General features: G+C 45.0%; 30 protein-coding genes. 11 read left to right on the forward strand and 19 right to left on the reverse strand.

The window, feature by feature from the left end; translation table 11 throughout:
• Window positions 1–23: 23 nt before the first annotated feature.
• The gene (locus R7190_RS21000; RefSeq protein ID WP_085570017.1) at window positions 24–1,289 is read right to left on the reverse strand and encodes an NRAMP family divalent metal transporter; all 1,266 of its coding nucleotides are present in this window, start codon (window positions 1,287–1,289) and stop codon (window positions 24–26) included.
• A gap of 342 nt (window positions 1,290–1,631) precedes the next feature.
• Here R7190_RS21000 and R7190_RS21005 point away from each other — a divergent pair, with 342 nt between their 5' ends.
• Window positions 1,632–2,384, forward strand: a complete 753-nt coding sequence (locus R7190_RS21005; RefSeq protein WP_085570018.1) for a pseudouridine synthase — start codon at window positions 1,632–1,634, stop codon at window positions 2,382–2,384.
• Between the two features lie 103 nt (window positions 2,385–2,487).
• A complete protein-coding gene (locus R7190_RS21010) occupies window positions 2,488–3,450 on the forward strand; it encodes a D-2-hydroxyacid dehydrogenase (protein ID WP_025767613.1) in 963 nt (320 codons plus the stop codon).
• 89 nt (window positions 3,451–3,539) lie between these two features.
• Here the strand turns inward: R7190_RS21010 and yjgA are convergent, their stop codons facing one another.
• Window positions 3,540–4,067 (reverse strand): ribosome biogenesis factor YjgA, encoded by a 528-nt coding sequence (yjgA, locus tag R7190_RS21015; protein ID WP_025767614.1) that lies wholly within the window; start codon window positions 4,065–4,067, stop codon window positions 3,540–3,542.
• Between the two features lie 110 nt (window positions 4,068–4,177).
• Between yjgA and pmbA the strand changes: the two genes are divergently transcribed.
• A complete protein-coding gene (gene pmbA, locus R7190_RS21020; RefSeq protein ID WP_085570019.1) occupies window positions 4,178–5,521 on the forward strand; it encodes a metalloprotease PmbA in 1,344 nt (447 codons plus the stop codon).
• A gap of 64 nt (window positions 5,522–5,585) precedes the next feature.
• Here pmbA and mgtE read toward each other — a convergent pair whose 3' ends face one another.
• The 11 genes from mgtE to R7190_RS21075 form a co-directional block, all read right to left on the reverse strand.
• Entirely contained in the window at window positions 5,586–6,944 is a 1,359-nt protein-coding gene (mgtE, locus tag R7190_RS21025; RefSeq protein WP_005381121.1) for a magnesium transporter, read from the reverse strand.
• 148 nt (window positions 6,945–7,092) lie between these two features.
• Window positions 7,093–7,368, reverse strand: a complete 276-nt coding sequence (locus R7190_RS21030; protein ID WP_005381120.1) for an HPr family phosphocarrier protein — start codon at window positions 7,366–7,368, stop codon at window positions 7,093–7,095.
• 2 nt (window positions 7,369–7,370) lie between these two features.
• The gene (gene rapZ / locus R7190_RS21035) at window positions 7,371–8,234 is read right to left on the reverse strand and encodes an RNase adapter RapZ (RefSeq protein ID WP_005381118.1); all 864 of its coding nucleotides are present in this window, start codon (window positions 8,232–8,234) and stop codon (window positions 7,371–7,373) included.
• A 14-nt stretch (window positions 8,235–8,248) separates the two neighbouring features.
• On the reverse strand, window positions 8,249–8,695 hold the full coding sequence (gene ptsN, locus R7190_RS21040; RefSeq protein ID WP_005381116.1) for a PTS IIA-like nitrogen regulatory protein PtsN: 447 nt from the start codon (window positions 8,693–8,695) through the stop codon (window positions 8,249–8,251).
• Between the two features lie 2 nt (window positions 8,696–8,697).
• Complete coding sequence (hpf, locus tag R7190_RS21045) at window positions 8,698–8,985, reverse strand: ribosome hibernation promoting factor (protein ID WP_005381114.1); 288 nt, start codon at window positions 8,983–8,985, stop codon at window positions 8,698–8,700.
• A gap of 24 nt (window positions 8,986–9,009) precedes the next feature.
• Window positions 9,010–10,479, reverse strand: coding sequence for an RNA polymerase factor sigma-54 (locus R7190_RS21050; protein WP_005381112.1), 1,470 nt, complete (start codon window positions 10,477–10,479; stop codon window positions 9,010–9,012).
• Window positions 10,480–10,529: 50 nt separating this feature from the next.
• Window positions 10,530–11,255: an LPS export ABC transporter ATP-binding protein gene (gene lptB, locus R7190_RS21055; RefSeq protein ID WP_005381111.1), complete on the reverse strand. Its 726-nt coding sequence runs from the start codon at window positions 11,253–11,255 to the stop codon at window positions 10,530–10,532.
• A gap of 1 nt (window position 11,256) precedes the next feature.
• Complete coding sequence (gene lptA / locus R7190_RS21060) at window positions 11,257–11,751, reverse strand: lipopolysaccharide transport periplasmic protein LptA (protein ID WP_005381109.1); 495 nt, start codon at window positions 11,749–11,751, stop codon at window positions 11,257–11,259.
• Window positions 11,732–12,295 carry an LPS export ABC transporter periplasmic protein LptC gene (gene lptC, locus R7190_RS21065; RefSeq protein ID WP_005381106.1) on the reverse strand — a complete coding sequence of 188 codons (564 nt, stop codon included), beginning with the start codon at window positions 12,293–12,295 and terminating at the stop codon, window positions 11,732–11,734. Before lptC ends, lptA begins: the two co-directional genes overlap by 20 nt.
• An 86-nt stretch (window positions 12,296–12,381) precedes the next feature.
• Window positions 12,382–13,353, reverse strand: a complete 972-nt coding sequence (gene kdsD, locus R7190_RS21070; protein WP_005381104.1) for an arabinose-5-phosphate isomerase KdsD — start codon at window positions 13,351–13,353, stop codon at window positions 12,382–12,384.
• A gap of 29 nt (window positions 13,354–13,382) precedes the next feature.
• Window positions 13,383–14,348 carry a calcium/sodium antiporter gene (locus tag R7190_RS21075; RefSeq protein WP_005381102.1) on the reverse strand — a complete coding sequence of 322 codons (966 nt, stop codon included), beginning with the start codon at window positions 14,346–14,348 and terminating at the stop codon, window positions 13,383–13,385.
• 374 nt (window positions 14,349–14,722) lie between these two features.
• On the opposite strand from R7190_RS21075, the gene mlaF reads away from it, so the two are divergent.
• From mlaF to R7190_RS21115, 8 genes are all read left to right on the forward strand, one after another.
• Window positions 14,723–15,526, forward strand: coding sequence for a phospholipid ABC transporter ATP-binding protein MlaF (mlaF, locus tag R7190_RS21080; protein WP_005388422.1), 804 nt, complete (start codon window positions 14,723–14,725; stop codon window positions 15,524–15,526).
• Window positions 15,516–16,307: a lipid asymmetry maintenance ABC transporter permease subunit MlaE gene (gene mlaE / locus R7190_RS21085; protein WP_005381100.1), complete on the forward strand. Its 792-nt coding sequence runs from the start codon at window positions 15,516–15,518 to the stop codon at window positions 16,305–16,307. The genes mlaF and mlaE overlap by 11 nt, the downstream gene beginning before the upstream one ends.
• Window positions 16,308–16,309: 2 nt before the next feature.
• Window positions 16,310–16,798, forward strand: coding sequence for an outer membrane lipid asymmetry maintenance protein MlaD (gene mlaD, locus R7190_RS21090; protein WP_005381099.1), 489 nt, complete (start codon window positions 16,310–16,312; stop codon window positions 16,796–16,798).
• A gap of 2 nt (window positions 16,799–16,800) precedes the next feature.
• Entirely contained in the window at window positions 16,801–17,439 is a 639-nt protein-coding gene (gene mlaC / locus R7190_RS21095) for a phospholipid-binding protein MlaC (RefSeq protein ID WP_033907408.1), read from the forward strand.
• On the forward strand, window positions 17,439–17,759 hold the full coding sequence (locus tag R7190_RS21100) for a lipid asymmetry maintenance protein MlaB (RefSeq protein WP_005381093.1): 321 nt from the start codon (window positions 17,439–17,441) through the stop codon (window positions 17,757–17,759). The genes mlaC and R7190_RS21100 overlap by 1 nt, the downstream gene beginning before the upstream one ends.
• A 3-nt stretch (window positions 17,760–17,762) precedes the next feature.
• Window positions 17,763–18,017: a BolA family iron metabolism protein IbaG gene (ibaG, locus tag R7190_RS21105; RefSeq protein ID WP_005381092.1), complete on the forward strand. Its 255-nt coding sequence runs from the start codon at window positions 17,763–17,765 to the stop codon at window positions 18,015–18,017.
• A gap of 9 nt (window positions 18,018–18,026) precedes the next feature.
• Window positions 18,027–19,283: a UDP-N-acetylglucosamine 1-carboxyvinyltransferase gene (murA, locus tag R7190_RS21110; RefSeq protein WP_005388419.1), complete on the forward strand. Its 1,257-nt coding sequence runs from the start codon at window positions 18,027–18,029 to the stop codon at window positions 19,281–19,283.
• Between the two features lie 155 nt (window positions 19,284–19,438).
• A complete protein-coding gene (locus R7190_RS21115; protein WP_005381088.1) occupies window positions 19,439–20,164 on the forward strand; it encodes a 1-acylglycerol-3-phosphate O-acyltransferase in 726 nt (241 codons plus the stop codon).
• 85 nt (window positions 20,165–20,249) lie between these two features.
• Here R7190_RS21115 and R7190_RS21120 read toward each other — a convergent pair whose 3' ends face one another.
• The 6 genes from R7190_RS21120 to arcA all read right to left on the reverse strand — a co-directional run bounded on the left by R7190_RS21120 (window position 20,250) and on the right by arcA (window position 24,839).
• The gene (locus R7190_RS21120) at window positions 20,250–20,639 is read right to left on the reverse strand and encodes a RidA family protein (RefSeq protein WP_005381087.1); all 390 of its coding nucleotides are present in this window, start codon (window positions 20,637–20,639) and stop codon (window positions 20,250–20,252) included.
• A 130-nt stretch (window positions 20,640–20,769) separates the two neighbouring features.
• Window positions 20,770–21,231: an aspartate carbamoyltransferase regulatory subunit gene (gene pyrI / locus R7190_RS21125; RefSeq protein WP_005381086.1), complete on the reverse strand. Its 462-nt coding sequence runs from the start codon at window positions 21,229–21,231 to the stop codon at window positions 20,770–20,772.
• A gap of 15 nt (window positions 21,232–21,246) precedes the next feature.
• Window positions 21,247–22,176: an aspartate carbamoyltransferase gene (gene pyrB / locus R7190_RS21130; protein WP_005381085.1), complete on the reverse strand. Its 930-nt coding sequence runs from the start codon at window positions 22,174–22,176 to the stop codon at window positions 21,247–21,249.
• 86 nt (window positions 22,177–22,262) lie between these two features.
• Entirely contained in the window at window positions 22,263–22,358 is a 96-nt protein-coding gene (locus R7190_RS21135) for a hypothetical protein (RefSeq protein WP_005381084.1), read from the reverse strand.
• A 99-nt stretch (window positions 22,359–22,457) separates the two neighbouring features.
• Entirely contained in the window at window positions 22,458–23,462 is a 1,005-nt protein-coding gene (locus tag R7190_RS21140; protein WP_005385520.1) for an ornithine carbamoyltransferase, read from the reverse strand.
• A 156-nt stretch (window positions 23,463–23,618) separates the two neighbouring features.
• Complete coding sequence (arcA, locus tag R7190_RS21145) at window positions 23,619–24,839, reverse strand: arginine deiminase (protein ID WP_005381082.1); 1,221 nt, start codon at window positions 24,837–24,839, stop codon at window positions 23,619–23,621.
• Window positions 24,840–25,142 lie beyond the last annotated feature (303 nt).

A 25,142-nucleotide genomic window follows, 5' to 3' on the forward strand; every position in this document is an offset into this window, starting at 1 on the left:
TTAATCACTGATAGCTATCTCATTTACATCAACCACTTCCACCAAATAAACACAGCCAAGAAGCCAAACAAGTAAATCAGGCCTGCAATCGACAACCACTTTAGTTTAGGTCCAACAGCCAAAGGCTCAGGTAACTTGGTTTTGCTCACTAATGTGTAATTTAGCAGAGCAAAGAATGGCGTGGTCATAAAGGCGAGGATCATCGCAAAGTTCAGCATAGGCAATAACGCAGAAGCCCAGAAAACCACAATACCCAATGCAAGTAAGGAGACTACCAGCATGATCGCTGAAGTGGTTTTAGGGTTAGTGTCTGGTTGCGAGCGCAGTAAGCGTTGAGAATCCGAAATAACGCGCGAATAGCCATCAATAACGGTAATCGTGCTGCCAAAGATACAGAAAAACGCAATTACCGCGATTAAGTAACGAGACCATTCGCCAATCGTTGCCGCATATAAGCCAACCAATTGGTGGGAGAAGCCAACGCCAGAGCTTTCAAGCGCAACGCCAGAACCATAAAGCATCAAAGAGCCTAGCGATACAAAGATAATGGCAAGAAACGCCGTGCCAATATAACCGACATTAAAGTCAAATAGAGCAGAGCGGTATGTTACTTCTTGCTGGCTTGATTGGCGTTTTAGCCACGCTGAGGTTAAACAGGAGATCTCAATCGGTGCAGGCATCCACCCCATTGTCACAACGATAAAACCAATAGCCGCAATAGACCAAGGTGACGGCGGCTCGAAGTTGGCCACTTGTTCAACAGGGTTACCAAAGGCGATAGAAACAGCGAGTAAAGTCGCGATGGTTAACACCGACATGATCACCTTAGATAGCGTATCGAGCGCTTTGTAATGGCCAGCAAATAATATGATCAGGCAGGTGACAATCACAATGATGCTGAGTGATGCCATTGATAGTGAAAACGGAATGAAGTAGCCCAGCAAGCTAGCGCTAAACATCAACAAAGCGGCGGTATTGATGACGGCCGATACCACGCTAAGAAATAGAAATAGCCATAGATAAGGCCGACCTAATTTCGCGTAGCCCTCAACCAAGGTGAGCCCTGTCCCCATGGTGTACTGTACGCCCGCTCGGAAAAAAGGGTATTTAAACAGGTTTACGAGCAGAATCAGTGCAGCCAATTGCCAACCATAAATCGCACCAGCCTTGGTTGATGCCACGAGGTGAGAGCCACCGACCGCAGCAGATGCCATTAATATGCCGGGGCCTAGCGAACGAAAAAATAAGGAAAGTTTGGATTGGGGTTTATCTATAACGGCGGAGTCCATTGCTTATTGTCCTTTTTATCTTATGTATCTTTCTAAAGAGATACATACCGCAGTACATGACAAGCTGAGCGATCGCCCTATACTGCGCAACGGTAATGTCTTTTAAATGCTGTGTTTTGGTGTATTTATTTTAAGTATTCTTTGCGAATATCATGCTGTGTGCATCTAGCACTCTATTCAGTTATGCGTCTTGTTGTCAAACTAAATTTACAACGTGCTATTTTTAGTTTTTATGCTAAAGGATTGACTTTGTTTTATTGGGTTGAACTTTTCTTCAGAATCCTGCATCTGGGTGCTATTTGGGTATATAATCGCGGCGTTTTTATTTTGTAGAGATCTCCCATGGCAATGCTTGAATATACCCCTCCCACCGACCCTTGGGTTGACATCGTTTTTGAGGATGACGACATTCTGGCAGTGAATAAGCCATCAGGGCTGCTGTCTGTCCCTGGTCGCCTTGCAGAGCATTACGACAGCATGTGGATCCGCCTCAAAGAGTTGCATCCAGAAATTCAAGTTGTGCATCGCTTGGATATGTCGACATCAGGGTTGATGTTGCTGGCGAAAAACAAACCCGCGGAGCGAGCATTAAAAAAGCAGTTCCAATATCGCCTCACTCACAAGGTGTATTACGCACGTGTTTGGGGGCATGTTGAGCCGCAAGAAGGGAATATTGATCTTCCATTAATTTGTGATTGGCCAAATCGTCCACGACAAAAAGTATGTTTTGACGACGGCAAACCATCTCAAACTTTATTCCAAGTAGTGAAGCGTGAAGTGCACCCTGATGGCACCCATACGACCGTTGTGCGACTACTGCCCATTACTGGTCGATCGCATCAGTTACGCGTGCATTTGATGGCGATTGGTCATGCGATTGTGGGTGATGAGTTTTATGCAAGCGAAGAGGCGTATCAGTTTTCAGAACGTTTAGAGTTGCACGCTGCGGAGCTAAGTTTTTATCATCCAGCTACGGATCAGCTGAGCAGTATTTTTGTACCCTGTGACTTTTATTCTGAAGCCGAGGCGATGATCTTTAACTATTTTTCGCCAGAGCGTACATTGCCTGATTATAAAACGTTGCCACACCCTTAATGCCAATTGCACTCAACAACGGTTCTTTCTAGTTCGCTATTTTTGGCTATTTCGTTACTGTGGTTGATGTATCCTGTCTTTCAGCCGTGAACAAGGAGTTGTTATGTCTTTGCCAAGCATCGTATTTTTAGACCGAGCGACCATCCCAGAACATATTGAGATCCCACGACCTGGCTTTCCGCACCACTGGCGTGAGTACGACCTAACTGCGCCTGGGCAGGTAATAGAAAGGTTAGCAGATGCCGATATCGTGATTAGCAATAAAGTCGTGCTTGACCAACATGTATTAGAGCAACTACCAAAATTACGGATGATCGCGGTTGCCGCAACTGGTTTTAACAACGTCGATGTGAACTACTGTGCTAATAATGGTATTGCGGTTGCTAATGTACGTGGTTACGCGACGCGTTCGGTGCCCGAGCACGTGATGGCAATGTTATTCGCTTTAAGACGAAATTTATTTGGGTACCACCAAGATATTGCCGCAGGTGAGTGGCAGCGTAACCAGCAGTTTTGTTTTTTTACTCACCCAATCGGGGATATTGGTGGTAGCACGTTAGGTGTTGTTGGTAGTGGGGCACTAGGGCAAGCGACGGCGAATCTGGCTCAAGCGTTAGGAATGACCGTGTTGTTTTCTGAGCGTAAAGGGGCGGCAGAATGTAGACCAGGTTATGTGTCGTTTGAGGAAGTATTAAAACGCTCCGATGCGCTGACTTTGCATTGCCCGCTCAACGATCATACTCAGAATTTAATTGGTCAAGCAGAGTTGAAACAAATGAAGTCCAACGCCATTTTGATTAATACAGGGCGTGGAGGTTTGGTGGATGAGAGCGCACTGGTGGATGCCTTAAAACAGCAAGAAATTGCAGCGGCTGGTTTTGATGTTTTTACACAAGAACCGGCTGATGAGAGCAATCCGCTGATTGCCAATATGAGTTTACCTAATTTGTTACTGACACCGCATGTTGCATGGGGCAGCGACTCATCTATCCAACGTTTAGCGGAAATCCTGATTGATAACATTAACGCTTTCGATCGCGGAGACCGCGTTAATCGCTTAGTGTAACGCTGACTGTAAAACCAAAGATAAAAAAAGCAGACATTGACGTCTGCTTTTTGCGTTTAAATCGAATGCTCATTGCGTGAGCCCTCGAATTAAAACTCTTCTTCGTTTAGACCTTTAAGGATCTGAAAGATTTCGCGGTACGCTTTTGCTGGTTTCCCAGCTTTTCTCTCTTTCGCTGCTTGGCGAGCAAGTTGGCGTAGACGCTGACGATCCGCTTCTGGGTACATTTCCATTACGTCATCAATGGCTTTGTCACCTTCTTCCACAACGCGATCACGCAACGCTTCAAGTTTGTGGAATACCGCCGTTAATTGAGAGTGCTTATTACGAATTTTATCCAGTGCGGCTTGGATTGGCTCTGGATCTTCGTAACGCATCAATTTACCAATACGTTGTAATTGGCGACGACGCGCTTCATTTTTAAAGCGTTGCGCGTCAGCAATTGCTTCTCGCAAATCTTCGCTCAATGGAAACTTTTCTAGAACTGAAGGTTTGAGGCCGACAAGCTCCTCACCTAGCTTTTGCAGTTCTTCCATGTCTCGCTTCATCTCGGATTTACTTACCCAGATGATCTCTTCTTCTGGTTCCCATGGCGCTTTTTGATTCTTACGTGCCATTTCAGTTGCCTGTGTTTTGATTAATATTATGACTATTTTAACAAGAATCATGGGGAGAAAGCGAAATTCTTGTTATCCTATTGTTCATCAAAGACAAGATGTGAAAGACAATGGATATTAAACAGCAGGTTGCTGAGCAACGTACCGAGCTAGAGCAAGCCGTCGCAAGAGCCTTAAAGCTTGCATCGGCAAAATCTGACGCCGCCGAAGTCGCAATTACTAAAAGCACTGGTTTAAGTGTTTCAACTCGTATGGGTGAAGTAGAAAATGTCGAGTTCAACAGCGATGGTGCGCTGGGCATTACCGTTTACCGAGGTCAACGCAAAGGCAGTGCTTCCACGTCTGATTTAAGTGAAGCTGCAATCGAGCAAACCGTTATAGCGGCGCTAGATATTGCACATTACACATCTGAAGACCCATTTGCAGGCCCTGCAGCGAAAGAATACATGGTGCAAGAGATCCCTGAGCTTGATCTTTTCCACCCTGACGCACCCGATCCAGACTATGCTGCCGATGTGGCGATTGCCGCTGAGAAAGAAGCGCTAAGTTATAACAGTGCAATCAAGCAAAGTGATGGCGCGAGTTATGATAGTCATTACGGCGTGAAAGTGTATGGCAATAGCCATGGCTTATTAGCTAGTTATGCGTCTAGCCGCCATAGTACTAGCTGTTGTGTAATTGGCGTTGGTCAAAACGGCGAGATGGAACGTGATTACAGCTACACCGTGGCACGTCATCGTGATGACTTATGGACCCCAGAAACGGTGGGTCGTAAGGCGGCAGAGAATACGGTTAACCGCTTAGATGCGCAGCGTCTAAAAACAGGTCAATACCCAATCATGTTTGCGGCTGATGTTGCGACAGGCTTGATTGGCCATCTCGTTATGGCGATCAGCGGTGGTAACCTGTACCGAAAATCTTCTTTCTTACTTGACCATCTAGGCAAACAAGTGCTTCCTGAATGGTTCAATATCTCAGAACGTCCGCATGTATTGCGTGGTTTGGCATCAAGTCCATTCGATAGTGAAGGTGTGTACACTCAAGACCGTGAGATCATTACCGACGGTGTGCTAGCAACTTATCTGTTAACCAGTTATGCCGCACGTAAAATGAAGATGACGCCGACAGGTCACGCTGGTGGGATTCATAACTGGTACGTGAAGTCGACAGGCCAAAACTTCGAACAAATGCTTAAAGAGCTCGGTACTGGTCTTCTAGTGACAGAGGTTATGGGACAAGGTGTGAACGTGGTAACGGGTGATTACTCTCGCGGTGCCGCAGGCTTCTGGGTTGAGAACGGCGAGATCCAATACCCAGTATCAGAAATTACCATCGCAGGTAATCTAAAAGACATGTTCACCAAGATTGTAGCGGTTGGTAGTGATATTGAAACGCGCTCACAAATCCAAACGGGCTCTATCCTACTGGATACCATGAAAGTGGCGGGTGAATAAGCTTTTCTAGCAATTCAGAATCAAAAAAGCCTGATGTGTTCATCAGGCTTTTTCGTTTTTGCTGTTAGGTAATCAGTATTGTGGCAAGCCCTAAGAAGACAGATAAACCAATCACATCCGTCACTGTTGTTAATGCCATACCACCAGCTAAAGCGGGATCGATGTTCATTTTTTTCAATAGGATTGGAATCGTTACTCCGGCAATACCTGCGACCAATAAGTTGGTCAGCATGGCGGCGGAAATGATTCCTCCGAGCATCCAGTTACCTTTCCAAGCAACAACAATACCACCAATAATTAGCGCCCACATGATGCCGTTAAGTAAGCCGATCGAGGCTTCTTTCATTAACAGTTCGCGTTTGTTTGAGTCTCCGATATGACCAAGAGCAAGACCACGAATCACTAGTGCGACGGTTTGGTTACCAGCGACACCACCCATGGACGGAACAATCGTCATCAATACCGCAATGGCGGCCATTTGGTCTAATGTGGCCTCAAACATGTTAGAAACGGAAGCAGCAGCAAGGGCGGCTAATACGTTAGCGCCAAGCCAGATACTGCGTTTGCGAGCTGATTTTACAACAGGCGCGAAAGTATCTTCGTCATCGTCCATACCCGCCATACTCATCATCGAGTGTTCCGCGTCTTCACGAATAACGTCAACCACGTCATCGATGGTGATACGACCGACCAAATGCAAGTTTTCATCAACAACAGGTGCAGATACCCAATTACGGCGTTCGAACAGACTCGCAACATCTGAGTCGCTAGTATCGACGGTGATGGCCTCGTCCGCGTCTTCCATTACATCAATGATTTTTACGTCTGGCTGAGTGGTAATAAGCGTCGTGATCGGCAGTTCACCGATGAGCTTACTCTCTTCATCGATCACATACAGGGCATCCGTAGCTTCTGGAAGCTCGCCTTTCATACGTAGATAACGCAAAACTACGTCCACATCTACGTCACCACGAATTGTGATGACGTCGGTGTTCATCAGTCCACCCGCGGTGTCTTCTGGGTAGGATAGGGCGGTTTCGACCCGTAGGCGGTCAGATGAGTCCATTTGCGACAGGACTTCGCGTGACAGGTTGTCAGGCAAGCTACGCAGTACGTAAGCCACGTCATCGGTATCCATGCCTTCTGTCGCTTCTGCAAGCGCTTCTGGTGCCATTTTGGATACGAGGCTGTCTTTGACGTCTTCGTTCAGCTCGTCAAGGATTTCACCATAATCTTCAGGGTCGGTGAGTTGCCAAAGAACTTCACGGCTCTTACGTGGGGAGGCTTCTAAAAGGTGAGCGATATCCTCAGGTTCCATGTCCTGTAATTGACGACGAACATGGACGAAGCGGCCATTTTCTAGCGCTTCTGTGACTTCTTGGAGGGCTTGGTGAGCTTGGTCGAATTCAATTTGCTCTGCCATTCATTCCTCCCAATTCCTGATATTTACAATGCGTTGAATAATAACTTAATTCTAGGCGCCTTTTAATAACAACTTATGATACTAAGCAAATTTATTTATTAGGTCAGGGAAGAGAAAGATAATGGGAGGTAAGAAAAAAGCGAGTAAACTACTCGCCTTCATCAAATTTATCTTCGATCAAATGGCAAACGGCATCCAGTGCTTCTTCCGCTTGCCCACCCGTTGCGTGGATCGTGACGTATTGTCCTTGAGCGGACTCTAGCATTAACAGGCCCATTACGCTGTCTGCTGTGGCGGTTTTGTCTTCTTCATTGTCGATGGTGATGACCGCTTCAAAGCTCTGTGCCAGTTCGACCAGTTTGACTGCTGCACGAGCATGTAAGCCAAGGCGGTTTTGAATCAATACTTTACGACTTAACTCCACGGCTACTCCTTAGCGTTTTTCTCTAGTGAGGTATGGCGAATTTGTACTTGGTGTCCTTTGTTGGCGAAGTATTCACCGATTTGCTGAGTTAAGTACACCGAGCGGTGCTTACCACCAGTACAACCGATTGCAACGGTCAGGTAGCTGCGGTTGTTTTTCTCAAGCAGAGGTAACCAATTCTCTATAAAGCTTTCAATTTGATATTTCAAACTTAACACCGATTGGTGTTGCTCTAAAAATGCGGCGATAGGAGCATCCAGACCTGTAAGCGGGCGTAGTGCTGGTTCCCAATGTGGGTTAGGTAAGAAGCGAACGTCGAATACGTAATCGGCATCGGAAGGCAGGCCGTATTTAAAACCAAAAGACTCAAATACCATAACGAGCCCTTTGCGATCTCTGCCTTCAACGCGCATACGCACGGTTTCACTCAATTCATGCAAAGACTGCCCACTACTATTTAGGACCAGATCTGCATGCGCTTTGAGTGGCGTCAAAATTTGCTTCTCACGCTCGATGGCTTGATCGAGCGAGAGGGAGGTGCCACCTAAAGATAACGGGTGAATTCGGCGTGTTTCGCTGTAGCGTTTGAGTAGCGTTTCTTTATTGGCGTCCAAGAAAAGCACGGTCACATCAAGCTCAGTTTTTAACTGTTCTAGTGTACTCGTCAGTTCTTTTAGCTTTTTAGGAATATTACGAATATCAATGCTGACTGCAACATTCTGTTTGCTGTCAGCAACAGAATGAACAAATGCGTCCAGCAAGTTAACTGGCAGGTTATCAACACAGTAGTAACCTAAGTCTTCCAGTACACGAAGCGCAATACTTTTACCGGCACCTGAGTGCCCGCTAACAACGATTAGTCGCATGGAGTTAGTCCTGCTTATTGGTGAATCATGATGTCGTAAAGTTCTTCATCACTCTGAGCATTACGCAGTAGTTTTAATACTTGCTTATCGCTCAGACGTTCTGCCATAGAGGATAGAGTCTTGAGGTGCTCTTTGCACTGTTCTTCTGGTACAAGGAGCGCAAAAAGAAGATCGACAGGTCGATTGTCAATCGCATCAAATTCGATTGCTTCATCACATTGCAGTAAGACAGCAATGGCCTTGTCGCTTGATTGCATTCTCGCGTGAGGGATCGCAATACCGTTTCCGATACCGGTACTGCCCATTTTTTCTCTATTGAGCATGCATTCGAACAGCTCGGTAGAATCTTGGCCCGTTTGATCAGCCACGATACGGCTGATCATTTCAAGGGCGCGTTTTTTACTCGTGCAGTGGACCGCACTTTTGGTGCAGTCCAATGACAGTATTTCGCTCAGTTGCATGATTAATGACTGTTTAGTTTTTCTTTGTGCTTATTAAGTTGGCGAACCAATTTATCTACCAGCGAATCGATCGCGGCATACATATTTTCGTCATCGGCTGATGCGTGGATTTCGCCTTGATTTATGTGAAGCGTAGCTTCCGCGATTTGAGTAATTTTTTCAACTTTTAGTACAACATGCACTTGATTGATATGGTCGAAGAACCTTTCGAGCTTCTGAAACTTAGAATTTACATAGTCTTGCATTGAATCGGTAAGATCAACGTGATGGCCTTGAATATTGATTTGCATAGACTTTCCTTTTCAGTTAGTGCCTTATAATAGGCGTTTACGCTGACTTGAAGGGGCAATTCCCAAGGATTCGCGATATTTGGCTATCGTACGTCTTGCGACCTGAATCCCTTGGTCAGCCAGAAGAGCAGCAATCTTGCTATCACTCAGTGGTTTGGCAGTATTCTCTGCTGCGACCAGTTTTTTAATGAGTGCACGAATTGCTGTTGACGAACATTCTCCGCCGTTGTCAGTACTAACATGGCTAGAGAAGAAGTACTTCAATTCAAAAATACCACGTGGTGTATGCATAAACTTTTGCGTTGTTACACGAGAAATCGTGGATTCATGCATGTCCACAGCCAAAGCGACATCATTGAGTACCATTGGCTTCATGGCTTCCTCACCATACTCGAAGAAATCTTGTTGATGTTCAACAATACATCTTGCAACTTTGAGTAGCGTCTCGTTTCTACTCTCTAAGCTCTTAATTAACCATTTTGCCTCTTGCAAATTGCTGCGGATGTACTGGCTATCCGCGCTATTACCTTTGCCTAATTGAGCATATTGTTGATTTACTTTTAATTTTGGCACGCTATCCGGGTTTATAGAAACGGTCCATTTGCCATTGTCTTTAAAAACGGATACGTCTGGGATTACGTACTCGGTATCATCAGGAGTGATGCGACTACCTGGACGAGGATCTAACTGTTGGATAAGCTTTAAGACTTCACGAAGATCGGCTTCTTTCAGCTTAGTCTCTTTGATGACGAGCTTGTAGTCTCGGTTGCCTAGGTGATCAATGTGATCCGCAAGTATCATTTTGGCTTCAGCAAGCCACGGCGTGTCTTCTGGGAAGGTCGTCAATTGCAGTAACAAACATTCTTGTAAGTTACGCGATGCTACGCCAAGAGGATCGAATTGTTGAATGCGTTTACGAACGGCTTCTACTTCGTCTAACTCTATCTCTTCATTATCGAAGCTCTCATGAATCTCTTCAGGCGACAAAGTTAAATAGCCGTAGTCGTCAACAGCGTCAATAATCGCTAATGCAATCGTGCGGTCGGTTTCACTGAATGGTGTTAGGTCAAGCTGCCACATGAGGTAATCATGTAATGATTCAGTGGTTTCGCCCTGGTAGACGGGCATATCATCATCAAGAGCTAAGCCGGTGCTACCAGTATTCGCGCTGTAGACGTCATCCCAAGTCGTGTCGATTTCAAGTTCAGAGCTAATTTCTGATTTCTCTATCACATCGGAGCTATCTGGAACGTCAATTTCTGTTGGTTCGCTAGCACTGTTGCTATCAGCTGCCTCGACCGCTGACTTATCTTCACCGTTTGCTAGAGGCTCGTCTTGGCCTTCTTCAACTTCCAATAATGGGTTTGAGTCCAACGCTTCTTGGATTTCTTGTTGAAGATCGAGTGTCGACAATTGCAATAAGCGAATCGCTTGCTGCAACTGTGGCGTCATGGCTAACTGCTGACCTAGCTTGAGTTGTAATGAAGGTTTCATTCAGTGTTACTTACCTTGTAATGCTCAGAATCTTACCGTTCCTAATATAATCATAGACGGAATTGTTCGCCGAGATAAACTTGTTTCACCTGTTCATTATTGAGAACTTCTGCCGGAGTTCCCGATGCAATTAGGTGCCCTTGGCTCACGATATAGGCTTTTTCACATACGTCCAGTGTTTCACGTACATTATGGTCAGTGATTAACACTCCGAGACCACGATCGCGCAGATGCTCAATGATTTTCTTGATGTCATTAACCGAAATTGGGTCAACACCAGCGAAAGGTTCATCCAATAAAATGAACTGAGGGTTGGCCGCTAAAGCTCGAGCGATTTCCACCCTGCGTCGCTCACCCCCTGATAGTGCCATACCAGCACTGGTTCTGATGTGCTGGATGTGGAATTCTTCCAACAAATCTTCCAGTTTATCTTGGCGCTCTTCCCTCGTCATTTCTTGACGAGTTTCAAGTACGGCCATGATGTTATCTTCTACTGAAAGCTTACGGAAAATCGACGCTTCTTGCGGAAGATAGCCAATGCCAAGTCGTGAACGGCTATGCATCGGCAAAATACTGATGTCATTGTCGTCAATGGTAATGGTGCCTTCATCGCGAGGTACTAAGCCGACAATCATGTAAAACGAGGTGGTTTTACCCGCACCGTTTGGACCGAGCAGCCCAACAATCTGACCAGATTCAACTTCTAAGCTAACATCAGTGACGACTTTGCGTTTTTTGTAGCTTTTCGCCAAGTTTTTCGCACTCAGTACTGCCATATTAGTTCTCTATCTGATTGGGTTGCAAAATGGTCGTAACGCGCTCTTCCTTAGAGCTATCTGCGACTAGCTTTTGTTTACCAATTTGGTAACGAATCGAAGAACCTTTAATGGTGTTGTTGTCTTGCGCCAGCTGCGCTTGACCTTTCATGGTCAGTTCGTCTGTAGAAATACGGTAATCCAACTCCGTAGCTTGACCGCTAAGTGTTTTACCATCGTCCATCAGCTGAGAAAACTTCGCAGGTTTACCAAATGCTTGAATCTGTTTAATTGCTTCGGTTTTAGGATCGCGAGTTACCACGATTCTATCAGCATCGATATTGATGCTCCCTTGCTTAAGAGATACATCGCCTTCAAAAACAACCTGGTTACTCTTCATGTCCACCTGTTGGGTGTCAGAGTTTATGTAAACCGGCTGTTGAGTATCCGACTTGAGTGCCAGCGCTTGAGGCGCCGCCAATACCAGTGCCAGTAGGCTAAGGTGTAACGGTTTCATATCGACCTTGAACTTCATCTGTCAGAGTCGCAGTATGCTGTTTTAAGTTGCCTTGCATTGCGCCTCCAGTAGTTTCAAATTGTGGTCCAACCAACATCACTTGTTGGTCAGCTTTAAAATCACGATTGGTTAGATTAATGACCAATTTGTCTGTTGCCATGGTATCAAAACTCGCACCAGGCAGAAGGTTTTGCATTAAGACTTTGTCATATAAAGTCAAAACTTGGTCTTCATCTAACACTGCTCTTGTGGCAGTCACCTTCCATTCAATGACGCTACCTTCACGGTAAACCATCAAAGTCGGGTTATTAAAAATAGTATCTCCACTCTTAGCATAATGGTCTAAGTTAGTGGAGCGAATGATGTAACTGCGGACACCATCTTCACCGTAGGTGATGTTTTCTAATCCAGAACCACTGAACATGGGCAGTTCAGAATCTGGTGCTACTTGAATTGCGTCGTTGCCTTTAGGGGTTAGTAGGTAATAACCGCACCACGCTACAACGAAGATCAAGAGCAAATAAATAAGGCGAGTAAAACTCATATAATGAAGGCCTATCGTTTAGCTCAGTACTTCCCTGACCATTGCCTTTATTCGTCTAATAAATGATTTAAATGTTTGTGCTGATATTACATCACGCCAGCTTTTAGTAAATCGTGCATGTTCAGTGCACCCACAATTTTTTCGTCTTTACATAAAATCAGAGCGTTAATGTTTTTATTCTGCATCAAGTTCAAACCTTCAACCGCCAGCATATCAGGGTGTGCTGTGGTTGGGTTTGTCGTCATGACCTCGCCAATTGCCGTCGTATGAATATCGATACGCTTGTCTAAGGTACGACGTAAATCACCATCGGTGAATATACCAAGCATAGCATCGTGCTCATCGACGATGGCTGTCATGCCTAACCCCTTTTCTGAAATTTCAAGCAGGGCATCACGAATTAATGCGTCAGGAGAAACTTTAGGTAACGCTTCTCCAAAGTGCATAATATCAGACAACTTAAGTAGCAGTTTTCTCCCCAGTGCACCACCTGGGTGAGATAGGGCAAAATCTTCGGCAGAAAAACCACGAGCTTGAAGCAGAGCTACGGCTAATGCATCTCCCATCACTAATGTGGCAGTCGTACTGCTAGTTGGCGCCAGGCCTAACGGACAAGCTTCTTGAGGTACCGTAATTTGCAGGTGTAAGTCAGACAGCTTGGCCATATTTGATTCTGGCTTACCTGTCATGCTGATGATCTTAATATTCAGGCGCTTTAATACTGGAAATAGAGACAGAATTTCGTTTGATTCACCAGAGTTAGAAATTGCCAGCACAATGTCACCAGGGCTAATCATACCCAAGTCACCATGTGCGGCTTCGCCTGGATGAACGAAAAACGCCGAAGTCCCAGTGCTTGCCAGAGTGGCGGCAATCTTGTTACCAATATGGCCTGACTTGCCAATACCCATAACGACAACTTTGCCGTTGTTGGAAAGGATAAGTTCACACGCTTTTTCAAATTGATCATCAAAGTAGGTATCTAGCTCTTGCAGAGCAGCAACTTCGATATCAAGAACTTGTTTAGCAGCAGCGCGAAAATCAAATTGATTGGACATATCAGATCTCTACTTATTGATCGTGGTAATTAAGCGGTCATGTTTGCGAATAAGTACACTTGGTAACCTAAGAAGCACACAAACAAGATGGCACCTTCAATACGGTTAATACTGCGTGATTTACCCAAACACATCGCGACAAGTAACAATGAAACGCCTAACATGACCCAGAAGTCACGTCCCATCGCGTACTCACTGAGCACCGATGGATTAATGATGCCAGGAATCCCCATTACCGCCAGAATGTTAAACACATTCGAACCGATAATGTTACCGACAGCCATGTCGTCTTCACCCTTTAAAACTCCCGCAAGTGATGCGGCTAGTTCTGGCAGGCTAGTGCCAATGGCGATAATAGTTAGACCGATAACAAGGTCGCTCATACCAAAGTGTTTAGCAATAATTACCGCGTTATCAACCAGCATGCTGGCTGCCAAAGGAAGCAGTATCAAGCCAATAACCACCCACATGATTGCTTTAGGGTTACTGACGCCTTCTGGGATCTCTGACTCTTGGTCATCAAGAAAAACATCACCTGATTTTTGCTCTTTGCGGCTGATTTGCAACATAGCAAATAAAAATGCCCCAAAGAGTACAAACAATAAGACACCCTCATAAAAACCGAGATGGCTATTCCAAAGCAGAATACCAGCGAGTACGGTTACGGCTATCATGAGTGGAAGTTCTCGGCGGATGACGGCGGAGCTAATCGACAAAGGCTTGATCAGCGCTGTAATACCTAGGATTAACGCAATGTTCGCTATGTTTGAGCCTAATACGTTACCCACCGCTGTATCTGTTTTGCCATCCCAAGCAGCGGTTGCAGATACCATCATCTCAGGGGCGGATGAGCCCATCGCGAGGATTGTCATGCCAATGACAAGCGGGGAAATACCGACGTTGCGGGCTATCGCTGCAGAGCCAAAAACAAGTTTATCTGCACTCCAAACAAGCAAAACAAGACCGACTATAAGCAACGCAACGGCTTCGAGCATGAGAATTCCTAAGTATTAAATAAGTAAAATGAATAACCGCTAATTTTGACCTTTTGCGGCCTAAAATGGAAGATAAACGAAGAATAAATTAAAGGTTAGTAACGAAAATGTATGTAAATCTCACTCATTTAAATGAGCAATTCTGGTCTAGGATTTAAACACTTCGTGCTAATTCGGTCATAAACCATGAGAAATTGCAGGGATATACTCGACTTTATTTAATTGAACAGTGCTTTAAATTCAACGCCAATGTGCTTATGATTGCAGCCTAATAAATGTACCGACGTTACTTTATTAAACGTAGAATTCAACTCCGATGAGTATCTGCTTGATGATTCCGTGAGTTGCAACGCTCCTACAGTAGAAGAGATGATATGTCGAACAACGATTTAGTCACCGTGAACAACCTCACTTTTTCACGGGGAGAACGCATGATCTTTGATGATATTGATCTGCATGTTCCTGAGGGCAAAGTGACGGCCATTATGGGACCATCGGGAATTGGTAAAACAACACTGCTGCGTTTGATTGGTGGTCAGTTGTATCCCGAGCAAGGAGAGATCTGGTTTGATGGCGACAATATTCCCTCTCTCTCGCGTAAAAAACTCTACCATGCTCGAAAGAAAATGAGCATGTTGTTCCAGTCAGGGGCTTTATTCACTGATTTGAATGTTTTTGATAATGTCGCCTTTCCATTGAGAGAGCATACCGATTTATCGGAAGATTTGATTCGCACCATGGTGTTACTCAAGCTCGAAGCTGTCGGTCTGCGCGGCGCGGCGCAATTAATGCCGAGTGAGCTTTCAGGTGGTATGGCAAGACGCGCTGCTTTGGCTCGTGCAATCGCACTTGATCCTGACCTGATCATGTACGATGAGCCGTTTGTGGGGCAAGACCCAATCACTATGGGCGTTTTGGTTGAGCTAATTAGCAATCTAAACCAAGCGTTAGGTTTGACCTCTATTGTGGTTTCTCACGACGTACCTGAAGTCATGAGTATTGCTGACTGGGTATACCTGATGGCCGATGGAAAAATCATCGCCTATGGTACGCCAGAAGAGCTGACTCAAAACTCTGATCCTCGTGTCCAGCAGTTCTTACAAGGTGATGCCGACGGTCCTGTACCGTTTCGTTTCCCTTCTCAAAGTATCGAAAAGGACTTATTTGATGGTCGATAACTTCATTCACTTTGTCGCCTCGCTGGGTCGACGCACGCTTTCTATTTGCGGAGCATTTGGTCGTGCGACTTTCATGTTGATTGGGGCGCTATTTTCTAAGCCACAACCGATCAGAAGCTTTCCTCTGCTTGTTAAGCAACTTTATTCTGTTGGTGTTCAGTCGCTGGCGATCATCGTCGTATCTGGTCTGTTCATTGGAATGGTTTTGAGTCTACAAGGCTATGTTGTGTTGGTGGATTACGGCGCAGAAGGCAGTTTGGGGCAAATGGTAGCGCTTTCGTTACTCCGTGAATTAGGACCCGTTGTTACTGCACTTTTGTTTGCTGGTCGTGCCGGTTCTGCGTTAACCGCAGAGATAGGTCTAATGAAAGCAACGGAACAACTGTCTAGCCTTGAAATGATGGCGGTAGACCCATTGAAACGAGTGATTGCACCACGGTTTTGGGCTGGGGTTATCTCAATGCCTTTACTGGCTATGATTTTCATGGCTGTGGGAATTTGGGGCGCTCAGCTTGTTGGTGTTGACTGGAAAGGCGTTGATCACGGCAGTTTTTGGTCAGCGATGCAGTCCTCTGTTGAGCTAGGGCAAGACATTGGTAACAGTATGATCAAATGTTTTGCGTTTGCAATTACGGTTACTTGGGTCGCTCTATTTAACGGTTATGATGCTATTCCAACATCGGAAGGGATCAGCCGAGCAACTACGCGCACTGTTGTGCATTCTTCTTTAGCAGTACTAGGATTAGACTTTGTACTGACCGCATTGATGTTTGGGAATTAATCATGCAACAAACACGTAAAACTGAATTATGGGTTGGCAGCTTTGTATTAGCGGGAATTTGCGCGATTCTTGTGATGATTTTTCAAGTTGCTGACGTAAAAAGCATTGGCTCTGGTGATACTTATACCCTCAAAGCCGAGTTCGATAATATTGGCAGTTTAAAAGTTCGTTCGCCCGTAAAAGTGGGGGGCGTTGTGATTGGTCGAGTAAGTAGTATTTCGCTTAACCCAGACAACTTATTGCCAGTTGTAACACTATCTATCAATAGCAAATACAATCAGTTCCCAGAAACGTCGAGCGTACAAATTTTGACATCTGGCCTGATTGGTGAGCAATACATTGGTTTAGTACCTGGCTTCGTTTTTGATGATGAAGTCATGCTGGTGGATGGTGATACCATCGAAGACACCAAATCGGCGCTTGTGCTTGAAGACTTAATTGGTCAAGTACTATACAGCGTAGGTGGTTCAGACGACTCAAGTAAGGAATAACTATGTTAGCGAGATTACTACTTTCAGTTTGTGCTGTGTTTAGCGTCTTTGGAACAACAGCAGCAGAGGTGGATAAAACTGAACCTTATAAGATGATGAAGCAGGTAGCTGAAGTCACGTTCGAAAGATTGAAAGCCGAACAGCCGAAAATCAAACAAGATCCAAATTTACTTAAAGTGATCGTTGAAGAAGAGCTAATGCCTTACGTCAACTACCGCTATGCAGGGTTAAAACTTCTTGGTCCAAACTTAAAAGGTGCTAAGCGTGAAGATGTACTTGAGTTTATCGATGCATTTCGTGCGTACCTAATTGCGTCTTATGCACAAGTGTTGACGCAATACTCTGACCAAAAAATTGAGTTTGGTCCTGAGCCTAGCATTGATGACTCTAAGCGTATTACAAGCATTAAAGTTGATATCATCGATACTCCGCGTCCAAACATCAAACTTGAGTTTAAACTGCGTAAAGACAACCAGTCTGGTGAGTGGGAAGCATTCGATATGATTGCAGAGGGCATTAGTTTGCTTTCTAGTAAACAATCCGAATGGAACAGTAAAATTCGTCAAGAAGGTATTCTATCTGTTGCTAAAGACCTAGAAAAATTGGCCGCAGAACCGATCCGCTTCGAGGCGAAGAAATAATGGCCCAGACTCCCGCTCAGTGGCAATTGGATCAAAACATTCTTAAGCTAACAGGGGCACTTGATAGAGATACAGTGCCTTCATTGTGGGCGTATGCACAGCAATGGCAACCTGCTCAATCGGAGCTGGAATGCTCGCTAAAAGAGATAGAGCGCGTCGACTCTGCAGGAATGGTGATGTTAATCCACTTATTAGAGCATGCAAAAAAGCAAAACTGTCATATAATGCTCAGTTTCGTGCCGGCGCAACTGCGCACTTTGTTTCAACTGAGCAATGTTGAATCTTTAGTGGCCAAACACATACAGAATTATCAGGGGTAAATTGTGGATAGCGCAAAAGTACAACAGTTATTAGAAGAAGCACTAAACCTTCAAGAAGTGCATGTGAAAGGTGAAGGTAGCCACTATGAAGTGGTTGCTGTTGATGCTTGTTTCGATGGAATGAGCCGCGTTAAGAAGCAGCAGCTAATTTATGCTCCTCTGATGGAATACATCCAGCGTAACGACATTCACGCATTATCAATCAAAGCGTTCACACCAGAAGAGTGGGCTCGTGATAAGAAATTGATGTCGCTTTAAGGTTTATTGATGGAAAAGTTTCGAGTTATTGGGTCAGATAAACCACTAGTTGGTGAAGTGACCATTTCAGGTGCAAAAAACGCAGCACTGCCGATTTTATTTGCGTCTATCTTGGCGGAAGAGCCAGTAGAAGTGGCAAACGTACCACACCTTCGTGATATCGATACAACCATGGAATTGCTTAAGCGTTTAGGCGCGAAAGTAAGCCGCAATGGCTCTGTTCATGTTGATCCAAGCAGTATTACAGAATACTGTGCGCCTTATGACTTGGTGAAAACCATGCGTGCTTCTATTTGGGCTTTGGGTCCTTTGGTGGCGCGCTTTGGTCAAGGTCAGGTTTCTTTACCAGGCGGTTGTGCTATTGGCGCTCGTCCTGTGGATCTGCATATTTCTGGTTTAGAGCAGCTTGGCGCAACCATTACATTAGAAGATGGTTATGTGAAAGCAGAAGTGGATGGTCGTCTAAAAGGCGCGCACATCGTGATGGATAAAGTCAGCGTAGGCGCGACGATCACCATCATGTGTGCCGCTGCGCTGGCGGAAGGCACAACAACACTAGATAACGCTGCGCGTGAGCCTGAAATCGTCGATACCGCTGATTTCCTAAATAAGCTTGGCGCAAAAATCTCTGGCGCTGGCACAGATACCATTACGATTGAAGGTGTTGAGCGCCTAGGCGGTTGTAAACACAACGTGGTTGCTGACCGTATTGAGACGGGAACATTCCTTGTCGCAGCAGCAGTATCTGGCGGTAAAGTGGTATGTCGCAACACTAATGCTCATTTGCTTGAAGCGGTTCTCGCCAAGCTGGAAGAAGCTGGCGCGCTTGTCGAAACGGGTGAAGATTGGATCTCCGTTGATATGACCGACCGCGAGCTAAAAGCGGTAAGTGTACGTACTGCGCCACATCCTGGTTTCCCGACGGATATGCAAGCTCAATTTACGCTACTGAACATGATGGCGAAAGGTGGCGGCGTAATCACTGAGACTATCTTTGAAAACCGCTTTATGCACGTACCAGAACTCATGCGTATGGGCGCTAAAGCTGAGATCGAAGGCAATACGGTTATCTGTGGTGATGTTGAGTCACTCAGCGGTGCGCAAGTGATGGCAACCGATCTACGAGCTTCGGCTAGTTTGGTTATTGCAGGTTGCATTGCTAAAGGCGAAACCGTCGTTGATCGTATTTACCATATCGACCGTGGTTACGACAAAATCGAAAATAAACTGGCTGCACTTGGCGCAAATATTGAGCGAGTGAGCTAGGCAAGTTAAACTGCACCGCAGGTAACTTGGATATCAAGAGAGCCGAAACCTGAGTTTCGGCTTTTTTATATCACTCTCATGACCATATTTTCCCTTTATGGAAAGAGAGATATTAATAGCTGTATCTGGCAAAAGCCGGTTCCTGGAGAACAAGAATGATTGCACTGTTACGTGTATTTGCTGTCGCTATCTTTGCGATTGTTATGTTTATTGGTGGTTGTGGTTACTGCCTATTAAGCCCTAGAAACCCTAAGCACGTTTTCACTTTTGGCCGTTTGTTTGCCAAGATGTCTCGTGTGTTTGGGATTAAGTTAGAGTTGCGTATCCCTGAAGATGCGTATTCACGCGGTCAACATGTTTACATTGCTAACCACCAGAACAACTGGGACATGTTTACTGTTTCTGCGGCTGTGACTCCGAAAGTTGTGACAGTAGGTAAAAAGAGCTTGGCTTGGATGCCACTGTTTGGTCAGCTTTACTGGCTTACGGGTAACATTCTGATTGACCGAGCGAATCGTTCTAAAGCAAAAGGTACTATCGATCAGGTCGTGAGCAGCATGAAAGAAAGTGATGTTTCGGTGTGGATGTTCCCAGAAGGCACGCGTTCTCGTGGGCGTGGTTTGCTTCCATTCAAAACAGGTGCTTTTCATGCGGCAATTGGTGCAGGTGTGCCAATCATTCCTATCGTATGTAGCTCGACGAATAAAATTAAGCTGAACCGTTGGAACAATGGTCATGTGATTGTTGAAATGCTACCTCCAATCAGCACTGAAGGCTATGGTAAAGAGGGCATTCGCGAGTTAGCGAATATCTGTCGTGAACAGATGAAAGAGAAGCTTGAATCGTTAGATGAAGAAGTCAAACAGCGCAACGCTGCTTAAGTTTTACTGCGATATCATCACGAAAAGACAATAAAAAACGGGTAGCCTGAGCTACCCGTTTTTTTATGTTTGTCAGCAAGTGCAATTATTTGCGAACAGCGATTGCTTCAATCTCGATGCCAACATCTTTTGGTAGGCGAGCCACTTCTACACAAGAGCGTGCAGGGTAGTTTGCTACGCCGTGCTCATCAAAGAACTTGCCGTAAACTTCGTTCACTGTGCCAAAGTCATTTAGGTCTTTAACAAAAACCGTTAGCTTTACAATATCAGATACTTTAAGACCTGAAGATTCAACTACAGCCTTTACGTTTTCTAGAGACTGACGAGCTTGTTCTGCGATATCAGCAGACACTTCACCTGTCGCTGGGTTTACTGGGATTTGGCCTGAAGTAAGAACCATGTTACCTAGATCTACGCCTTGAACGTAAGGACCGATTGCTGCTGGTGCAGACTCAGTGTGAAGTACTTTCGTCATTTGATTTTTTCCATCAGTTGTAGGGAATAAAGATTCTCAGTTTGCCTCTAAACCCTCGGTAGGTAAAGAGCAAAATACCCTGACATTACAGGGTATTTTAAACGTATCACAGCCTAGTCGTGCGGCGTGTTTATCGCTCGGTTACGATCTCGCGTGAGAACACTTTCTCGCAGTATTTACACTTTAGGCGGATTTCTTGTTTCTTCTCGAACACGCTAAAGCTGCTTTCTACTGGTTCATTATGAGAAATACAGTTTGAATTCGGGCATTCAAATACATCATTGATGCGCTCAGGAAGCTCTAATGCGAGCTTTTTCACCACTTCATAATTCTCGATTTGATTCACGGTCGCGTGAGGAGCATACAACGCTAGCTTGCTCGCTTGCTCTTCATTGATAAACACATTTTCGATTTTGAGTAGATCTTTATGACCGAGTGCTGATGATGGCAAGTTCAGTCCAATCGTTACGCGTTGTGATGAATTGTGCATATCGAACAGTCTTAATACTTTGATGCCGATTTGCGCAGGGATGTGGTCGATGACCGTACCATTTTTGATTGCTTCTACCTGCAATTGAGTTTCTTTAGCCATGATTTCTCCCCTCGATTACAGTGTTTCGTTTAGAACAAGCGCCAGCAGTGCTTGGCGAGCATACACGCCATTTTGAGCTTGCTGGAAGAAGTAAGCATGAGGCGTTTTATCAACATCAGTTGTAATTTCATCCACACGTGGTAGTGGGTGCAGTACTTTCAAGTTCTCACGCGCGCCTTCTAGTAGTGCCGCCGTTAGGATGTAAGCCGACTTAATATGTGCGTATTCCGATTCGTCAAAGCGTTCTTTCTGTACGCGTGTCATGTACAGAATATCCAGTTCAGGAATCACACTTTCCATGTCTGTGTGTAGGCTATATTGAATGCCAGCTTCGTCTAGTTCTTCGCAGATGTAATCTGGCATTGCCAGCGCATCTGGTGCAACAAAGAAGAAGCGGATGTTGTTAAACTTTGCTAAGGCTTGAGTCAGTGAGTGCACTGTGCGGCCATATTTTAGGTCACCTACGAATGCGACGTTCAGGTTGTCTAGACGCCCTTGTGTTTCCGCGATGGTGTATAGGTCGAGTAGCGTTTGAGTTGGGTGTTGGTTTGCACCGTCGCCCGCGTTGATCACTGGCACGCCATTTGAAAATTCAGATGCCAAGCGAGCGGCGCCTTCTTGTGGATGACGCATCACAAAGGCATCGACGTAAGAAGAGATGACTTGTACTGAATCTGCGAGTGTTTCGCCTTTCTTCGCCAGAGAGGTATTACCATCATTATCAAAGCCAATCACGTCACCACCAATGCGCTGAATCGCTGTTTCAAACGATAAACGTGTACGTGTTGATGGTTCAAAGAAACAACTTGCAACGACTTTGTTTTTAATCAGTTCTGGTCGAGGTGCTTTTTTAAGGCTACCTGCTGTTTCTACGATAAGTTCCAGTTCTTCGCGTGAAAGCTCTGGAATAGAGATGATGTGCTTCTGGTAAAGCGAGTTCGCCATGATCTTCTTCCCTATAACATTGATGACTACATCCAAATAACCGAAAGGAATTTTGGACATAAAAAAACCTCCCCAATGGGGAGGTTTTAAAATTCAATAGAATTAACGAAAATAACACCACGTAAGCGTAGTCGCTTAGCGAGAGCAAATCGCGTTTTTACGTCAGCAATCAGCGTGGTCATTTCTTAATCCTCAGACAAATTGCCGAGCATTATACGCTTAACTTTCGTGAGCGCAAGCGATTACATCATGGTTTTTATCGGCTGTTTTTGCGCACTGGTTTAGCTTCCTAGCGTCGCAACCATCACGGCTTTGATGGTATGCATACGGTTTTCAGCTTCGTCGAATACGATGGAGTATTCCGATTCAAATACCTCTTCTGTTACTTCAAGGCCTTTCATACCGTATTTTTCAGCGACTTCTTTGCCGACGGTGGTTTCATCATTGTGGAAAGCTGGAAGGCAGTGCATGAATTTCACATGTGGATTACCCGTTTGCTCAATCACGTCCATATTGATTTGATAAGGTGTCATTAACGCTACACGTTCATCCCATGCCTCGGCAGACTCACCCATAGACACCCAAACGTCGGTGTATAGGAAGTCACAACCTTTCACACCTTCCTCAACGCTTTCTGTTAACGTGATTTTTGCACCGGTTTGTTGCGCGATAGTTTGACAAGTTGCCACGAGCTCTTCTTCAGGCCAGAACGCTTTTGGCGCGACAAGGCGAATATCCATGCCCATTTTCGCTGCGCCCACCATAAGTGAGTTACCCATGTTGTTGCGCGCATCACCTAGGTAAGCGAAGGTTATTTCATGCAGCTGTTTACCACGGCCGTGCTCTTGCATGGTCAGGAAGTCAGCAAGGATCTGGGTTGGGTGGAACTCATCCGTTAAACCATTCCACACTGGAACACCAGCATAAGTACCAAGCTCTTCAACAATGGATTGGCCAAAGCCTCGGTATTCAATCCCGTCGTACATACGACCAAGAACACGAGCTGTGTCTTTCATCGATTCCTTATGACCGATCTGCGAGCCAGAAGGGCCGATGTAAGAGACTTGAGCACCTTGGTCAAAGGCAGCGACTTCAAACGCACATCGGGTACGAGTCGAAGATTTCTCAAAGATTAGTGCGATGTTTTTACCTTGAAGTTTCTTCTGCTCTGTTCCTGCATATTTAGCTTTTTTCAGCTCTGCAGACAGTTCGAGCAAAAACTGGATTTCTTTGGTTGAGAAGTCCAATAGCTTCAAAAAGTTGCGGTTACGTAAATTGAAAGCCATAGCTCGTCCCTTAGTACATGTGATTAGATTAATAGAATTTATTAAAACATATAAATGCTTTTATTGTGAATAATTATTTTTAATTAAAGCTAAAAAAGGTTGATGTATTCACATCAACCTTAGTTTTGATTCACCTAATGTAAAGGGACGAGTAAGTTATATATCGTCTCGTTCTATTGGACAGCTCATACAGCGAGCGCCACCGCGACCACGACCAAGCTCGTTACCAGGTACTGTCAGTACTTTGATGCCAGCTTTATCGTATTTTTCGTTGGTGTATACGTTGCGTTCGTAACCAATTACTACGCCCGGTTTTACAGTTAGAACGTTATTGGCATCATTCCATTGTTCGCGTTCCGCTTCATAGCTGTCGCCACCAGTGGTGATGATTTTCAGCTGATCTAAGCCAAGAGCGGACTCAATCGCGTGCAGATAGTTATGTGAGGCTTCAACATGCATTTCACCGTTGCCTTTTGGTGTTAAGCGCCATGTGTCGAGATCTTTGCGCATGATCTCTGGGTAAACAGAGAAAGTATCTACATCCATATGGGTCATCACGGTGTCTAAATGCATACATGAGCGGTGTTTAGGCAGATCAATTGCAATCACCTCGGTAGCTTGGCCTGCTTTAAATAGGCTTGCTGCAAGGTTCTCTACACCTTGTGCAGTCGTACGCTCAGACATACCGATAAGAACTGCACCTTTACCAATAACCAACACATCACCGCCTTCGACATTCGCATTATCATAATGCAGATCATCGTCACCGAAGTATTTGATAAAATCTTGGCCAGCAAAAATTGGGTGCCAACGATAAATCGCACGTAAGTGGTTTGTTTCACGTTGGCGTGCAGGCATCATCATCGGGTTAAGAGAAACGCCGCCATAAACCCAGCATGAGGTATCACGAGTAAAGAGGTGATTAGGCAGTGGCTCAATAACAAAGTCGAGAGGACGCTTCATTTTTGGCAGCATAGAAGATGAGGAGATCGGTAGCTCTGAGTAAGCTAAGCCACCTAAAAAGATGCAGGCAAGGTGTTCATCATCCATTTCTGAAAAGTATTGGCGTAGGTCTCGCGCAAAGGTTGGCCCGTAACGAAAGTCAGAAATCTGAGTGTTCAGCAGCCATTGTTTTGCTTCTGGAACAGCGAGGGTTTCGACCAGTAAATCGTGGAGGAGAAGCACTTCAACGTCTTGCTCGCGCAGCGTACGTGCGAATGCATCGTGCTCTTCACCTGCCGCTTCTACAGCAAGAACGTCATCAAATAGCAACTCATGACAGTTTGACGGAGTTAAGTGGGTTAGGGCGCGTTCAGGGCGATTTAATAGAACTCGTCGAAGTTGACCAACTTCTGATCCAACGTACAGCTTGCTCATTTTGTATCCTTACAAATTTTCCAGCCATTAGTTATGACAAGCTTCCTAGAAAGATGCAAGTTATCAAGCTTTGTTTATATTCTGGTGTTTATGGTTTTGTGAGTTTTTTATTTTTATTTTTATTCTTATGAAATTTATTATTAGATATAAATGCTATTTTACTAAAATTAGAGTGCGTGCGTTTTTATTCTAATTTTCCCGTTGAGAAAGAATACATGCACAGTGCATAAAACGTGCATTTTTATTCTAAATTATGCATTATTAAAGTGAATTTATTCGTTATGCATCTTCGTTTTACACGTG

Source organism: Vibrio sp. 1078-1, assembly GCF_033340475.1.